The sequence below is a fragment of the Pseudomonas sp. 3A(2025) genome (assembly GCF_054589175.1).
Genome location: NZ_BAAILM010000095.1, coordinates 298,655 through 314,144, shown reverse-complemented (window position 1 = coordinate 314,144; position 15,490 = coordinate 298,655). Strand labels below are relative to the sequence as shown.

General features: G+C 62.1%; 11 protein-coding genes. All 11 read right to left on the bottom strand.

Translation table 11 applies throughout. From position 1 onward, the window contains the following. Positions 1-7 precede the first annotated feature (7 nt). Entirely contained in the window at positions 8-907 is a 900-nt protein-coding gene (gene ttdA, locus ACYP2A_RS25045) for a L(+)-tartrate dehydratase subunit alpha (protein ID WP_459748614.1), read from the bottom strand. 58 nt (positions 908-965) lie between these two features. Next, positions 966-2,303: a dicarboxylate/amino acid:cation symporter gene (locus ACYP2A_RS25040; RefSeq protein WP_459748613.1), complete on the bottom strand. Its 1,338-nt coding sequence runs from the start codon at positions 2,301-2,303 to the stop codon at positions 966-968. Between the two features lie 218 nt (positions 2,304-2,521). Beyond that, positions 2,522-3,871: a DUF4329 domain-containing protein gene (locus ACYP2A_RS25035; protein ID WP_459748612.1), complete on the bottom strand. Its 1,350-nt coding sequence runs from the start codon at positions 3,869-3,871 to the stop codon at positions 2,522-2,524. A gap of 108 nt (positions 3,872-3,979) precedes the next feature. Beyond that, positions 3,980-5,194, bottom strand: coding sequence for a dipeptidase (locus ACYP2A_RS25030; protein ID WP_459748611.1), 1,215 nt, complete (start codon positions 5,192-5,194; stop codon positions 3,980-3,982). Positions 5,195-5,197: 3 nt separating this feature from the next. After that, on the bottom strand, positions 5,198-7,504 hold the full coding sequence (locus ACYP2A_RS25025) for a TonB-dependent receptor domain-containing protein (protein WP_459748610.1): 2,307 nt from the start codon (positions 7,502-7,504) through the stop codon (positions 5,198-5,200). Positions 7,505-7,646: 142 nt separating this feature from the next. Next, positions 7,647-8,081: a RidA family protein gene (locus ACYP2A_RS25020; protein ID WP_459748609.1), complete on the bottom strand. Its 435-nt coding sequence runs from the start codon at positions 8,079-8,081 to the stop codon at positions 7,647-7,649. A gap of 27 nt (positions 8,082-8,108) precedes the next feature. Next, positions 8,109-9,716, bottom strand: a complete 1,608-nt coding sequence (locus ACYP2A_RS25015) for a flavin monoamine oxidase family protein (RefSeq protein ID WP_459748608.1) — start codon at positions 9,714-9,716, stop codon at positions 8,109-8,111. Positions 9,717-9,732: 16 nt separating this feature from the next. Then, positions 9,733-10,683, bottom strand: coding sequence for an ABC transporter substrate-binding protein (locus ACYP2A_RS25010; protein WP_459748607.1), 951 nt, complete (start codon positions 10,681-10,683; stop codon positions 9,733-9,735). Positions 10,684-10,701: 18 nt separating this feature from the next. Further along, positions 10,702-11,487 carry an amino acid ABC transporter ATP-binding protein gene (locus ACYP2A_RS25005; protein WP_459748606.1) on the bottom strand — a complete coding sequence of 262 codons (786 nt, stop codon included), beginning with the start codon at positions 11,485-11,487 and terminating at the stop codon, positions 10,702-10,704. After that, positions 11,480-12,451, bottom strand: a complete 972-nt coding sequence (locus ACYP2A_RS25000) for an amino acid ABC transporter permease (RefSeq protein ID WP_459748605.1) — start codon at positions 12,449-12,451, stop codon at positions 11,480-11,482. Before ACYP2A_RS25000 ends, ACYP2A_RS25005 begins: the two co-directional genes overlap by 8 nt. 63 nt (positions 12,452-12,514) lie before the next feature. Further along, on the bottom strand, positions 12,515-14,971 hold the full coding sequence (locus ACYP2A_RS24995) for a TonB-dependent receptor plug domain-containing protein (protein ID WP_459748604.1): 2,457 nt from the start codon (positions 14,969-14,971) through the stop codon (positions 12,515-12,517). Positions 14,972-15,490 lie beyond the last annotated feature (519 nt).

Sequence of the window (15,490 nt, the reverse complement as noted above, 5' to 3'; positions counted from 1 at the left end):
GGACTGTTCACAGCACCACTCCTTCGTGGGACAGAATTTCGTAAGACAGGTCGGCATTGATGCGAATCTTGCCGCGGCGATGCGCCCAGCAACCGGTGGACACCGCCACGCCAATGGTCGACGGATGGCGGGCAGAAGATTCGATGTTCACGCCCATGACGCTGCTGTTGCCAGTCAGGCCTTGCGGGCCGATGCCGATTTCGTTGAGGCCATCCTCAAGCAGGCGCTCCATCAGGGCTGCGCTTTCATTGGGGTGCGAGGAGTCCACCGGGCGCAAAATGGCCCGTTTGGACAACCGTGCAGCGGTCTCTACCGAGGTCGATACACCGACGCCGACCAGCAGCGGCGGACAGGCATTGATGCCACGCGAGGTGATCACATCGAAGACAAACTCGGTCACACCTTCATAACCCTGCCCCGGCATCAGCACCTTGGCCGAGCCCGGCAGCGTGCAGCCGCCGCCGGCCATGTACACGTCGATCAGCGCGTAGTCGGCGTCGGGAATAATTTCCCAGTCCAGCCATGGAATCTTCGAGCCAGTGTTGGTGCCGGTGTTTTTCTCGATGAAGGTTTCCACCGCGTTGTGGCGCAGCGGGCCTTTGATGGTTGCCTCTTTGGTCGCATTTTCCAGAATGCCCTCCAGCTCACCGAGTAGCGGAAAGCGCGCGCCGGCCGAAATGAAGTACTGAATCACACCTGTGTCCTGACAGCTTGGCCGGTCGAGCTTGTCGGCGTATTCCTGGTTGTCGGCCATCGAGTCATAGACGGCAATCGCCAACGGGTTGGTTTCGGCGGCGCGCAACTTGGCAGTCTTGGCCTTGACGTCGGTAGGCAGGCGCTTGCCAATGTAGGCGGTGAATCTGGCCATGACATCGGTGAGCGATTCAACGGCTGATGGGTTATCCACGTTTATTCTCCTTACAGCATCACAACGGTTTTTATAGGGCGTGCAGCGGCCTGCTGAATCAGCGGACGCTTGCTTGTGGGGTGGTGGGGGTGACGGTGTCCTTGACGAGCGAGGGTTTCGGCCCGTCCTGTGGCTGCACGGTGGTTTCGCCGTTCAGCACCTGCTCCATGCGGGTCTTGTCGAGTGCGCCGACCCACTTGGCGATGGCCATGGTGCCGACCGCGTTACCGATGGTGTTGGTGATGGCCCGCGCCTCGGACATGAAGCGGTCGACGCCCAGCAGCAACACCATGCCGGCCACCGGAATACTGCCCAGCGAGGCCAGGGTGGCGGCGAGGGTAATAAAGCCCGAACCGGTAACGCCCGCCGAACCTTTGGAGGTCAGCAACAGCACACCCAGCACGATCAACTGGTCGGTCAACGACAGCGGTGTATTGGTGGCCTGGGCGATGAAAATCGCCGCCATGGTGTAGTAGATGCACTGGCCGTCCGGGTTGAAGGTCAGGCCTGACGGAATCACCAGGCCCACCACTGGTTTGGACACGCCGACGTTTTCCAGCTTGTTCATCAGTTGCGGCACGACCGACTCGGAAGAGCTGGTGCCCAAGACAGTGAACAACTCTTCCTTGAGGTACTTGAGAAACTTCCACAGGCTGAAACCCGACAGCCGTGCAATGAAGCCCAGTACGAAGACCACGAACAAAAAGCAGGTCACGTACATCGTCGCCATCAACTTGCCCAGCGACACGATCGAGCCCAGGCCGTATTTACCGACGGTAAATGCCATGGCACCGCAAGCGGCCAGCGGCGCTACGCGCATGATCATGCCGACAATGTGGAACATGCCGTGAGAGAAGGCCTCAAGCACATCGACCACCGGCTTGCCGCGTGGCCCCAGGTGCGACAGGGCGATACCGAACAGGGTCGAGAACAGCAGGATCGGCAGGATCTCGTTCTTGGCAAAGGCATCGGTGATGCTCGCCGGGATCACCTGCAACAGAAACCCCACGAAGCCGCCGGAGCTGGTGGCCGCAGCCGAGGTATAGGTGGCAATGCTCTTGGTGTCCAGGGTGGCCGGATCGACGTTCATGCCGGCGCCGGGCTGGACGAAGTTGACCACCACAAGGCCCAGGACCAGCGCAAAGGTAGACAGAACCTCGAAGTAGATCAGGGCGCGGAATCCGACCCGCCCGAGTTCCTTCATGTTCTCCATCTTGGCGATGCCAAGCACCACAGTGGCAAAGATGATGGGCGCAAAGACCATCTTGATCAGCTTGATGAACGCATCGCCCAATGGCTTCAGATCGACGCCGACCTGTGGCCAGAACACCCCCAGCAAGATGCCGAGGCTGACGCCTATCAAAACCTGCACATAGAGCTTTCCCAGGTATCGCATGGCCTTCTCCGCATTATTTTTATGAGTCGGATTGACTGGCAGCCGGGTGCTTGTCCGGGGCAGGCCATGGCATGGCCGCCCGGATCAATAACCCGATTTTTTTGTGGTTATCACGGAAGGGAAAGGTAATGGTTTTTGCGACCACTGGAATGCAGTGAAATTAACTTCATTGTTTACCTGAAGTTAATTATTCGGACAGGCCAGCCCGTGCCTTGAGGCTATACCAGCGTTCGTAAAACCCCGGCGGCGGCGACCTGGCGAATGAAACCGGCCGGTGTGAGCGCCCCGCTCGCCAGTTGCGCAGACAGAAAACTGCTTTTTACCGACGTCCTCGCCACCTGCCCTGCCAGTTGCTTTTCGGCGCTCGAATAGCTGGGGGTATAGCTGAGCAAACGGCCGTCTGGCGAGCTGTGATAAATAGTGGTCATGGTGAAGCCATAGCGCACAGGCAAGCCTTGCGGACGTGCAGCAAGGGCACGCCAGACAAAGACCAGATGCAGATCGTCGGGACGAAAGAAATCATTGTCCACGCAGGCCTCGGCAAGCGCACTGGACGGTGCAAACAGCAAACCATCGATGCGGTAACCCGGCGGCAAGGGCGGACGATAAAGCGCATCGGGATGCCCCACCGAACAAGGCGCATACGTTTCCTGCCCATCGTCCTGGAAGGGCTCGATAGCCCGGTAATCCCCTGTCGCAGGATTGAACAGCAAGGCCGTGACGATCTGCCCATGCGCTCTGGCGCCAATCAGGCCATGCACATGCCGCGCAGCCTGATCGGCCTCCTTGAACGACGGGCTCAACGCCAGGGCCTTGGCGGGTACCTCCGGGCCGCAGTCCCGTCTGCTGGCGCGCGGCACCGTCGGTGGCGAATAGGGGCGCCAGTCGGCGCTGACCTTGCCGGTTTGCCCCCACATGGCACTGGCAATCAACACACGCAACTCGCCGGCCTGCGTCACCAGCCGGACAAAATCGCTTGGCAGCAAGGCGCCGCTATACAAGCCTTGCTGCAACTCACTGAGCTGAACCTTTTCAGGACTGGCCGCAGGGCCTGACAGCCGGACCAACAAGGCATCTTCTGCCTGAGAGCCGCTGGCGGCATAGCTGATCAGCGACCCGTCCGGTCCGGATAAATAGAAGGCCTTGGTGTAAGCGCGATCCATGATCGACGCGTAGAGATCGGCGGTCGAAAACATGTTGGGGTAGGTTTGCCGCTCGACGCTCGACCAGTGCTGTGAACGCATGGATGTGTCTGGATGAGAGTGGTAGATCGCCCAGTCTTCATGCGCGTCGGGATAGAAAACCTCGCCGGTGACTTCGTCCTCGGGAAACACCTGATTGGGGTCGAACTCGAAGCGGCTGCCGGCCATCGGCTCGGTCGCCACGTACTTGCCATCGGCACGAATCAGGATAAAACCGCCATATTCGCGCTCACGTTTATTGCCGATGCGCGCATGCGCATAACGCGCGGCCTCATCGGGCGTGTCGAACGCCCTGCTGAGCGCGGGCAGGCGCAGGGTGCCGGAATCACGGATCGAACGTCGTGATCGATCAAGGGAGTTGAACATTAAAAGAACGCCTCGAAACAAAAGTGAATCGAGAGCGTAAGCAACAAACCAGGGCCATATGACATAACGGGATATGACATATGGCCCGGTTTTATCCCCCTGAAAGCCTCACCGCACCGCAGCATCCTGCGCAGCCTGAAGCACCCGCAGCAGGTTTTCGCCCCAGATATTGGCCAGGTCTTTTTCGCTGTAGCCGGCCTTGAGCAGCCGCTCGCTGATGCGCGGCAGCAGGCTGACATCTTCCAGCCCCTCGACCCCGCCACCGCCATCCCAGTCGGCACCGATGCCTACGTGTTCGGGGCCGACCACCTTGAGGATGTGCAGCAGGTGCTTCATGAACACATCGAGGTCCGGCCTGGGTTGCGGGTAACGCTGCTTGACCGCCGCAATTTCGCCCTGCAAGGCCTTGACCTCGGCAGGGTTCAGGGCGGCCAGGTTGTTGTAGCGGGCATACAGCGGCGCCAGGGCCTTGGCCCGCTCCGGGTTGGGCTTGAGCGGGATCAGGTAATCGCCGTAGCTGTTGACCTGCACCACCCCGCCCTTGGCCGCCAGCGTGCGCAGGCGCTCATCGTCGAGGTTTCGCGGGTGCGGGCTGACCGCCTTGGCGCTGCTGTGGGAGGCAATGATCGGCGCTTTTGACAATTCCAGCACCTGATCGAACACCGCATCCGAGGCGTGCGACACATCGAGCAGAATCCCGGCCCGGTTGGCGGCCGCCACCAGATCGCGGCCCTTGGGGCTCAGGCCGTTCCACTCCGGCAAGGCGGTAGCCGAGTCGGCGATCTCGTTGGTGCTGAAATGCACCAGGCCGAGCATGCGCAGGCCCTGGCGGTAGTAAGTCTGCAACAACGCAGGATCGGAGCCCAGCGGGTCGGCGTTTTCCATGCTGATAAACACCACGCGCTTGCCGGCAGCCGCGATGCGCCGGGCATCGCCCGGGGTCAGGGCCAGCTCGAACGTATCCGGGGCACGGCTGATCAGGTCCTTGATCCGTGCCAGCACCGACAATCCATAGTTGCTGGCATAGGCGCGGCCGGCTTCGGTGCGCGGCCCTGGCGGGGTGTAGATCACCCAGAAGCCACCATCGAGCCCGCCTTCGATCATGCGCGGCAGGTCGACCTGGCTGCCGTCATCCTTGTAGCTGTGCCGGTCAAGAATGTCCCAGCCGGGGCGCAGGAAATTCAGCGGTGTGTCCAGATGGCTGTCGAGCACCAGCAAACGCTGATGCAAAGCCTGGGTCAAGGGGCTGACCTGCTCGTCGGCGCCTGCACCAAGGCAGGCGAGAACCAGAGGCAACGGGGCAAAACGCTTGAGTAATCGCATGACTCAGAACTCCGCGCTCAGGGTGGTCTGGTAGGTGCGCGGCGAGCCTGGGCGATACGACGCCGGGCCACTGGCGGTGCTGAGCATGTAGCCCAGATAATCCTTGTCGAACAGGTTGTCGATGTTGAAGCGCAGCTTGACGCTCTTGAGCGGCCCGTAATTGACCTTGTCGCCGCCAAGGTCAAGGTAGGCGTTGTAGAGGGTGTAGCCGGCCACCGATTCGGTGTTGGTGAAGTTGCTGTAGCGCGAGCCGATGTGCCGTGCCGAAAAGTTCAGCACCGCCCACGGCTGGATCTCGTAGGTCACCCCGGCCTGGGCCAGCCAGCGCGGGCTGTCAGGGATTTCGTTGTCCTTGATCGCAAGGCCTGCAGCGTTGTCCTTGAAGTGCGCGACGTTGTAGCTGAGGCTGCCGTTGAGCACCACTTTGTCGGCCAGCACCGGCGGCTTCCACTGCCCGCTCAGCTCCGAGCCGTACGCCTCGGCCTTGCCGACGTTCTGGTAGAAGGTCTCGGTGGTGGTGCTGCCCGGCACGTTGGCGGCGAAGGCTTGCAGGCGATTGTCGAACTCGGTGCGGTACAGCGCCCACGACGCATTGAAGGTCGGACGATTGAAGCGGTAGCCGATCTCGTAGTTTTTCGAGGTTTCGGCGGCCGGCGCCGGCACGTTGGGACTGGCGGCGCGGTACACGTCATCGGCACCGCGCGGCAACGCGAGGTTTTCCGAATAGGACGCAAACAGCTGTGAGTTGGCGGTCAGGTCATAGACCACGCCCGCCTGCGGCAGGAAGTTGTCACGCCAGTTGGTGCCCAGTTTCGGCTGACGGTTGGCGATGTAATCGCCGGCGTTGCGGTAGCCCTCGACCTCGTAGTCGAGGTCCAGGCGCTTGAAGCCGAACTGCAAGCGCAGTCGGTCGTCGAGCAGGGTCCAGGTGTCCTTGATATGCAATTGCAGCGAATCGCGGGTCGAGCTGAAATCGCCTTGCAAGTGCACCGGTTCGTTGAGCAAGCGGTAACCGGCGGGGCTGCCATCGGTCAGGTTGTAGCGCGCCTGCAAGCGGTTGAACACGTCTTTCTCGGCCCACACCCCGGCTTCGATGGCGTGCTGGCCAAGGTGCAAGGTGAACTTGCTGCTGGCGCCATAGCGATGTCCGCTCAGTGCCGACAGCCCGTACTGAATACCGCGCGGTGCGCTCAAGCCCGGCACCGTTGCCACTTGCGCGTTGTGCAGGGCCAGCGAGGTGCTGTAGGCCTCGGGCGAAACGCCGAAGCCTTTCTTGTCTTCGTAATAGACGCTGGTGGTGTTTTCCAGGTTGTCGTTGAGTACAAAGTTGCCGGTCAGGCTGTACAGCGTGTCGCGGCGCTGGTTGATCGCGGTCTGGTAATACTGGTTGTAGCCGCTGTTGCTGTACTGCACGCCGGGCACTGTAGGTGCCAGGTTCGGCACTTCACTCAAGTAAGCGAAATCACGCCCGGAGCGGCCGAAGGCATCGCCTGCCGTGCCCTGGTACTGCGCCTGGGTGATGCCCGGCGAGTCATAGTCGAAGAAGTCGTTGTGGACCACGCGAAACTGCAGGTCGTTGCCATCGCCAAACTGGTAACGCACCTTGCCCTCCAGGTGCTCACGGTCGATGGTGCCCGGCCCGCGCCACAGATCACCGTCGATTTTCGAGCGGCTCAGGTAGGCCGACAAACCGTTGTATTCGCCGGTATTGATCTTGATGAAACTGCGCCGCAGGCTGTCGCTGCCCAAGGTGTACGAGGTGCTGATGCCGGTGTCTTTGGCCGGGTTGACCGACACATAGTCCACGTACGGGCCCAACGAGGTATAGCCCGGTTGCGAGACATCGCCGGCACCGGTCGAGGCGGTCACCCGCTCGGTGTTTTCGTTGTCGACATAGCGGTAGATCGGGCTGCCACCGAACTGGTCGCTGCGGCCCAGCGGCACGCCGTCGATAGAGAAGCCGATCTGCTGAAAGTTGAAGGCACGCACGAACACCGAGTTGCCGAACTCATACAGGCCCAGCGCGTCGTTGACCTGCACGTTGAAGCCCGGCAGCGACTCGAGCATTTTCAGCCCCGAGGTGCCGGCCGGCGCCGAGAGCAGCGCCTGATGCGAGATCGACACGGTGTTGCTGATGCGGTCGGTGCCGATGGCTTCATCGGCCTCGGTCACCCGCGCGCCGACCACCTGGACCTTTTCCAGTTGCGCATCGTTGCGCTTTGGCACGTCATCGGCCAGCGCCGCTTCGCCACTGATGCCCAGCAATAACAGATTGCCCAGCCAGAACCCGCCGTGTACTGCTTTGTTCATCGTTCGTCCTTGTCGGCTTCTTGCGGGCGCACGAACCCGCACCAGGGCGAAAGCCCCGGAGTCCGAATTGATGGTGGTGTGAGAAAAGAATCAGGCGGCGCCTGTGCTACCTATTCAGCGCCGCCTGTTCAGAAGGCTGGCGTCAGGCAGTCCTGGCGGCGATGGCTTCGACTTCGATCAGCGCGCCGGGCAGTGGCAGGCCGGCCACTTGCAAAGCAGTGCGTGTCGGTTTGTCGGGCTGTTCTTCAGTGCCGAAAAACTGCGTGTAGCCGGCTTGCAGGCCGGCGAAATCCAGGCGACCGCCGGTTTCTTCGGTGCCCAGCAAGAACACCTTCAACGAGACGATGTCGCCCAGGTCGAGGTCTTGCTGACGCAGGATGTTGCGCAGCTTGTTGAACACCGAAACGGTCTGCACTTCGGTGTTGCCGTAGGCCGCCGTTGTGCCTGCCGGCGCGTTCGGGTCGGCGACATCCGGCAAGGTACCGCTGATGAAAATCAGGCTGGCCGAGGCCGGCACGGTGACGGTCTGCGAGATCGGAAAAGTACCCGCACTGGTGCGTTGAATGCTGTCGCTCATGGTCATGCTCCTTGAAGGTTGTGCGCGTCACGGCGCTCGATTGAGTTGGGTTTCCAGTACGCCGCTGTTGGCAGCCTGGCGCTGCGCGATGACTCGCTGTGCCAGTTCGCCCACCACATGGCGCGCCGAGTTGGCCGCCGATTCCTGCCAGATACCCACACCGCTTTGCACCAGCCCGTCGCCAGCGAAATACACCCGGCCATGCGCTTCTTCGAGCAAGGCGCTGTCTTGAGCCGGGAATTTGTCGCGCTCCAGCCACGGGCCTTCGCTGAACGCAATCTGCTCCCACGACACTGCCAGCGGATGGCGCAGGTGCTGCGAGTAGCCAGGGTGCAGCAGCTCGACGGCTTGTTTGGAGGTCTGGTATTGCGCCTCGAACGGTTGCTGGCCAAATTCCCGGGCGTCGTCGCCGGTGATATAGCCAGCCACCAGCAGGCCATTGCGGCTGTTCAAATCGTTGCTTGGGTACCACAGCAAGCGGGCCTGGTGCTCGACCCACGACAGGCCGCCATAGATGCGGTAATCGGTTTCCCAGAAACGCGGCGACTGCCAGGCGACCTTGGTGGCCTTGCCGTTCGGGGCGCGTTGCAAGGCGGCTTTGACCGGCGCGCTGAAATCGGTGTCGAGCCGCGCCAGCAACGGCAGCGGTACGGTGGAAATCAGGTAGTCGGCACGCACCACCTGCTCCAGACCACTGCTGTGATCGTGATACGTCACCGCCACGCCATCGTCGCGCTGGCGGATGCTGCGCACTTCGGCGCCGAGCTGCACGTGGTCGCGCACCCGCTGATAGAACGCATCGGTGATACGGTCCATGCCGCCCACCGGCTGGAACATGGTGGCCGAAAATTCCGGAAACTCACTGTGCAACAACGCGCCCCAGAGTTCGGGGTGCAGCAACCGGTCCAGATTCACCGGGGCCAGGCTGCCCGGCAAGGCGCCGGGATGCCGCTCGGATTCCTGGTGGCCCGAACGAATGCTGCCCTCGTACGCCAGCTCCTGAGACAGATCGCCGTAAACCTGCAAAAAGGCCAGCAGCCGGGTGCGCTCTTCGCTGCTCAGAACATCGTCCAGCGCATCGCGCTTGACCGCCGTGGCCAGCAAACCGGCCAGGTGCCCGCGGGTGTCGTTGATCGCCTGGCCGACGGTGAATGCCGGTTGATTCAAATCAGGCCGAACCTGGGCGCCGTGGCTGCTGTTGACCAGCACTTCCAGTGGTACGCCCAGTTCGCTGCAATAGTCGAGCAATGTACGGTGCTGGCTGGGAATGCGCGCGGGGCCAGCGTTGAAATACAAACCCGGATCGAGCCGCACGGTCTGGCTGCGGCCATCCAGGTAGTCGACCTTGTCGCCATCGCGCAGGGTCCAGGTACGGCCGCCGACCCGCTGCCGCGCTTCCAGCACCTGCACGCGGAAACCTGCGCGGCTCAGCTCCAGCGCCGAGACCAGCCCGGCAATCCCGGCACCGAGAATCAGCACGCTGGCGCCCTGCCCGGCATTGCCGTCCAGCTTCAACGGTTGCGGGCGACGGTGCGCCGAAGGCCCCAGGCCCAGGACTGCCAGCGCTTCTTTGACGGCGTTTTCGCCACCGACGGCGGCAATCGTTGAAAGGGCTTCACGTCGTGTCAGTGTCATGTCTGTTGCTCCTTGATCAGTCCGGCAGGCCCGGTGGGTTGATCTTCGATTCGCTGATGCGCTCGACGTCCAGGCCCCAGCGCTCCAGCACCTGCGCGTACTGGCCGCCGGCAATCACACTTTGCAGGGCGGTATGAATCGGGGTGATCAGGCCATTGTCCTTGCGGGTGGTCACGGCGATATCGGCCTGCAGCGGCCAGCCGCCATTGACCACACCGACCCGACGGGTGCCGCCGGTCAGTGCGGCGGAGTACGCGGCGGTGGCGTTGGGGCCGAAGGTGGCGTCGGCGCGACCGGACTGCACCGCCAGTTGCGCCGAGGCGTTGTCGTCGTAGTACTGCAACAGCGCAGGCTTGATGCCGGCCTTTTCATTGACCTCGTTCCAGGCCAGCAAGACCTTTTCCTGGTTGGTGCCGGAGCCTACGATGATCTTCAGGCCGGCAATGTCGCGGGCTTCCTTGATCTCCTGAATCTTGCTGGTCTTTTTGACGTAGAAGCCCAGCACGTCCTGACGGTAGGTGGCGAAGTCGAAGCGCTTCTTGCGCGCTTCGGTGACGGTCACGTTGCTGATCACCACGTCGTATTTGCCGGAGCTGACGCCCAGCGGCCAGTCTTCCCAGCTGCTTTGCACCACGTTCAATTGCAGGCCGAGGCTGTCGGCGATCAATTGCGCGGTGTCGGCCTCGCTGCCGATGGTGGTCTTGTCGTCCACGGCCAGCAACGCCAGCGGCGGGCTGGCGGTGCCGGACACCGCCACGGTGAACTTGCCCGGCTGGGCGAACTTGAAGCCTGCCGGAATCTGCGCGATGGCCGCTTCGTTGCGCGGCGCATGAACACGCTCGCGGTCGGCGCTGAGATCGAATTTGACGACGTTGACATCGGCCGTGCTTTCGACGGCCAGCGCCTGTTGGCCGAGACTGACCGCCAGTGCCAATAGCGCGATGCGCGTGGTGTTGATGAGCTTCATTGATTCATTCCTCTGGATTCATAAAACCTTGCCGAAAAACGCGGCGGTGCGCGGGTGGCGCGGGTGGTTGATGACTTGCTGCGGCGGGCCCTGCTCGATCAGTTGCCCGTCGCAGAGGAACACCACGTGGTCGGCCACTTCACGGGCGAAACCGATTTCGTGGGTCACCACCACCAGGGTCACGCCCAGGCTGGCCAGGCTCTTGATCACGTCCAGCACCTCGCCGACCAGTTCGGGGTCCAGCGCCGAGGTGGGTTCGTCGAACAGCAGCACCTTGGGCTCCAGCGCCAGGGCACGGGCAATCGCCACGCGCTGTTGCTGGCCACCGGACAATTCGCGCGGGTAGGCATCGGCCTTGTCGGCCAGCCCCACGCGGGTCAGCAGTTCCAGTGCCTTGCCCGGTGCCTCGGCCTTGCTCCAGCGCTTGTGCGCCAAGGGTGCCTCGGCGATGTTCTGCCCGGCGGTCAGGTGCGGGAACAGGTTGAAGTTCTGGAACACGAAGCCCACTTCGGCGCGGCGCTTGAGAATCTCGCGCTCCTTGAGCTCGTAGAGCAGATCGCCCTTGCGCCGATAACCGACGTACTCGCCGTCGATGGTGATCAGCCCGTTGTCGATCTTTTCCAGGTGGTTGATGGTGCGCAGCAGGGTCGACTTGCCCGAGCCGGACGGCCCGAGAATCACCGTGACCTTGCCCGGCTCGATATCGAGGTCGATGTCCTTGAGCACTTCGTGAAGGCCATAGCGCTTGCCCACGCCCTGGATCCGAATGTGGCCGGCTTTTACAGCGGTGGCGGCTTCAGCCATGACGACGCTCCTTGATCCAGTGGCGTACACGCTGCAACGGTGTCGGCGGCAATACCCGGCTCGTGCCGCGGGCGAAATAGCGCTCGATGTAGTACTGCACGATGGTCAGCAGCGTGGTGATGATCAGGTACCAGACCGTGGCCACGATCAGCAGCGGGATCACCGCTTGGGTACGGTTGTAGATGACCTGCACGGTGTAGAACAGCTCAGGTAAAGCCAGCACGTAGACGATCGAGGTGCCCTTGACCAGGCCGATGATTTCGTTGAAACCCGACGGCAGAATCGAACGCAGCGCCTGCGGCAGAATGATCCGCAAAATCCGCCGGTGCGCCGGCAGCCCCAACGCAGCAGCCGCTTCATGCTGGCCTTGGTCGACCCCCAGAATGCCGCCGCGAATGATCTCGGCGGTGTAGGCCGCCTGCATCAGCGACAGGCCCAGCACCGCCACGGTGAACTGGCTGAGCACATCGACCGTCGACCATTCGGCCAGCACCAGCCCGGTAAATGGCACACCGAGCACGATGTGGTCGTAAAGGTAGGCGAAGTTGTAAAGAATGATCAGCACCAGCAACGCCGGCAGTGAGCGAAAGAACCAGATATAGCCCCAGGCCAGCGACGCCAGCAGCGGCGACTTCGACAGCCGCGCCAGTGCCAGCGCGGTGCCGAGCAGGATGCTGAAGACCGTACCCAGCAGGGTCAGCAGCAAGGTCTGGCCCAGGCCGCGCAATACCGACGGTGCCAGGAACCATTCGGCGAATACGCCCCACTCCCAGCGCGGGTTGGTCAGCAGCGAATGGCCGATGGTCAGCAGCACCAGGGCGGCGAACGCGGTGCCGACCCAGCGCCACGGATGGCGTGTCGGCACCACCCGCAGCACCTGGACCGGGGCTCGACTGCGCGAGGCGGTGACGGAGTGATCCTTGACCTCCTCATGCAGGTCGAAGGGTTTGGCGATGGTAGGCATGTGATGTTCCTCGCAGGCAAAGACGTGTGTCGTTATTGAGCTGGCTGGTTTCAATAGTCGTGGTTAGAAGGCGTAACTCAGGCGCGTGTAGTAGTAGCCACCGGTGAAGCCGAACGGCGAATAGGTGCCGTAGCCGCTGACCATGGTGCTGCTGGGTACGCCTTGTTTCTTGGGATAGACGTCGAACAGGTTCTTGGCGCCGATGGCCAGGTTCAGGTCTTTGGTGATGTCGTAGCCGACGTCCAGGTCGGTGATCCACTTGGCGCCGTAGGTGCGGTCCAGCGAGCGATCGCTGGCGGTGTTGACCTCGGTGTATTTGCCGTAGCGGGTCAGGGCCACGTTGACGTTGAAGCGGTCGATGCGCCAGTCACCGCTGAGGATGAACTTGGTCTTGGGCTGCACGCCGTCGATCACGTTGCGGGCCTTGCGGTCCATCAAGGCGTAGTCGGTGCCCAGGATGTTCGTCGAGTTCTTGTAGCTGAGGATTTCGGTGTCGTTGTAGTTGAACGCGGCGGTCCAGCGCACCGAGCCGTAGGCATTGAGGTCCTGGCTGAAGTTACCGACCAGGTCCACACCCTTGGTGCGGGTGTCGGCACCGTTGATGAAGTACTGGCCGCCGGAGGTCGAGTCGATGCCGTTGTTAAGCAGCACCTGGGTCACTTCGCTGCCCAGCAAGGTGTTGGTCAGGGTGATGCGGTCACGCAGATTGATGACATAGGCATCGGCGGTCAGGCTGATGCGCTCGGTCGGGGTCAGCGCAAAGCCCAGGCTGAAGTTGGTCGAACGCTCGGGCTTGAGCGATTCGGAACCCAGCGCTTGCGCAGCACCGGAATCGACCGGCAGCACACCGTAGTTGATCGACTGGTAGACACCGTCGACGATGCCGTAGGTGGTCGAGCGCGCACTGAACAGGCTGTTGGCCAGCGACGGTGCGCGGAAGCCGTTGCTCACCGTGGCGCGCACGGCGAATTGCGGGGTGAACTCATAGCGGGTGGTCAGCTTGCCGCTGCGGGTGGCGCCCACGCCCTGGTTGTAATGCTCATAACGCAAGGCGGTGCCCACGTACCACTGTGGCAACGGGTTGAAACCCACATCGATGTAGCTGGCCACGCTGTTGCGGGTGGCCTTGTCGGTCTGGTCGGGCGCAATGCCGTTGGTGACCTGGGCACCGGAGGCGGCGCAGTTGCCCGGCGCCACGCAATAACCGCCATTGGCCCAGGACGCCCAGTCGCCCTCTTCGACCTCGTAGCCATCGCGGCGATGTTCGAAACCCAATGACAGGTCGAGCGGCTTGCTCAAGCCGACATCGAAGCCGCGCTTGAAGTCGAGGTTGGTGGTCAGTTCGCTGGCAATCCAGGTGCCGGACTTGAACGAGTTCGGCGTGGCCTCGCCCAGCGACGGGTTCTGGTTGTTCCAGGTGCCCTGCTCGGCTTCGTTGCGACCGTAGGTGGTCGACAGGTCCCAGTCCCACGCGCCGATCTGGCCCTTGCCACCGAAGGCGGCCTGGAAGTCTTCTTCATCGATGTACCAGGTTGGTACATAGCCGCCCGGATAACCGTTGGGACCGGTACGGATGGTGTTGGTGATGGTCGGCAAGCGGAAGTTCTGGCCCTGCTCGTATTTACGCTTGGACCAGGTGCTGAAGGAGTACAGGGTCAGGTCGTCGCTGACCGGCAACTCAGCGTTGTAAGCCAGGTTCGCCAGGTTGTTCTTCGGCGTGCCGTAGCCGCCGTAGGTGGACTTGCCGGCCAGGTCGTAAGCTTGCGCATAGGTGTAGCCGTTGGCGCTGGCCTTGTTGTCGTCGTTCTGGCTGCGTGCATCGAGCGCCAGTTGAATGATGCCGCCATCGCCGATCTCGAAGCCCTTGTTCAGGCTTTGCTGCACGGTTTGCTTCTTGCCGTCGTAGCCGATACCGGCGTTGGTCACCGAGGTGCCGCTGGTGTCGGCCTTGAGAATAATGTTGACCACGCCAGCGATGGCATCGGAGCCATACTGCGCCGCCGCGCCGTCACGCAGCACTTCGACGTGGTCGATGGCGCCGATCGGGATCAGGTCCAGGTCGGCCGGTGCCGCGCCGGTGTTGATGCCGTTGATGTTCAGGGTGGCGCTGGTATGACGGCGCTTGCCGTTGACCAGCACCAGCACTTCGGACGCCGGCAGGCCGCGCAGGTTGGGCGCCCGGGCCATGCCGCTGGAGTCCCAACCGGTCTTTTCCGGCAGGGTCAGCGACGGAATCACCGCACTCAAGGCTTCCATCAGGCCGGGCTTGCCGGTTTGCTGCAATTGTCTGGCGCTGACCACATCGATCGGCACCGGGCTGCTGGTCACCGTGCGCTGCTCGGCGCCCCGGTTACCGGTCACCACCACGGTGGACAGGGTATCGGCATGGCTGCGCTGCACAGGCTCGGCCTCATCGGCCTGCACGCCACCGACCCATAACAGACCGGTGACGGCCAATGCCAGCGGGCTGAGCGGGAACGCCATGTTCCGTGCCTGCTTACCCTGAATCACTTGCTCCATATTCACTCCAGAACGGACGGCGTGTGCCGCCCATGCATCCAAATGACGCAGTCGGGTACGTACGCCATCGTCGTGATAGCGCGTCATGAAAGGTGTGTGGATCGATTGCCGTGCCGGGCGCCGCCGTTACCATCAAAGGTAAGGCGCGCGCAGGCAGACCTCAGCCGTCAAGGCCGGGTGGCGCAAGGCAATGATGAGCAGGCAGACACTTCTGGAAACGCCGTTCAGGCAGACGGCGTGGGGAACCCGGTTGACGGGACTGGATGTGCAGCATGGATGAAACTCCCTTCCAACACTCCTGCTCAGGGATCGTGGTTGATCACCCTGGCAGACCGCGCAGATTCAGGCGTTTGACCTGATATGCGAGGGTCTGCGACGCAGGACCTTCTTCATATTGGGTACCATCCTGGGTAAGGGGTAGGCTGTTGAGACCAAACATAACGGAATTCATAAGGCGAATATAATTCTATTTGGCTATAAGCAAATATGAATAGAATTTATCTAAGACTGTACGATTAA

Bases quoted from the DNA above. Each gene is read 5' to 3' on its own strand.
- ACYP2A_RS25040 (WP_459748613.1), bottom strand. From the start codon at position 2,303: ATGCGATACCTGGGAAAGCTCTATGTGCAGGTTTTGATAGGCGTCAGC.
- ACYP2A_RS25035 (WP_459748612.1), bottom strand. From the start codon at position 3,871: ATGTTCAACTCCCTTGATCGATCACGACGTTCGATCCGTGATTCCGGC.
- ACYP2A_RS25030 (WP_459748611.1), bottom strand. From the start codon at position 5,194: ATGCGATTACTCAAGCGTTTTGCCCCGTTGCCTCTGGTTCTCGCCTGC.
- ACYP2A_RS25025 (WP_459748610.1), bottom strand. From the start codon at position 7,504: ATGAACAAAGCAGTACACGGCGGGTTCTGGCTGGGCAATCTGTTATTG.
- ACYP2A_RS25020 (WP_459748609.1), bottom strand. From the start codon at position 8,081: ATGAGCGACAGCATTCAACGCACCAGTGCGGGTACTTTTCCGATCTCG.
- ACYP2A_RS25015 (WP_459748608.1), bottom strand. From the start codon at position 9,716: ATGACACTGACACGACGTGAAGCCCTTTCAACGATTGCCGCCGTCGGT.
- ACYP2A_RS25010 (WP_459748607.1), bottom strand. From the start codon at position 10,683: ATGAAGCTCATCAACACCACGCGCATCGCGCTATTGGCACTGGCGGTC.
- ACYP2A_RS25005 (WP_459748606.1), bottom strand. From the start codon at position 11,487: ATGGCTGAAGCCGCCACCGCTGTAAAAGCCGGCCACATTCGGATCCAG.
- ACYP2A_RS25000 (WP_459748605.1), bottom strand. From the start codon at position 12,451: ATGCCTACCATCGCCAAACCCTTCGACCTGCATGAGGAGGTCAAGGAT.
- ACYP2A_RS24995 (WP_459748604.1), bottom strand. From the start codon at position 14,971: ATGGAGCAAGTGATTCAGGGTAAGCAGGCACGGAACATGGCGTTCCCG.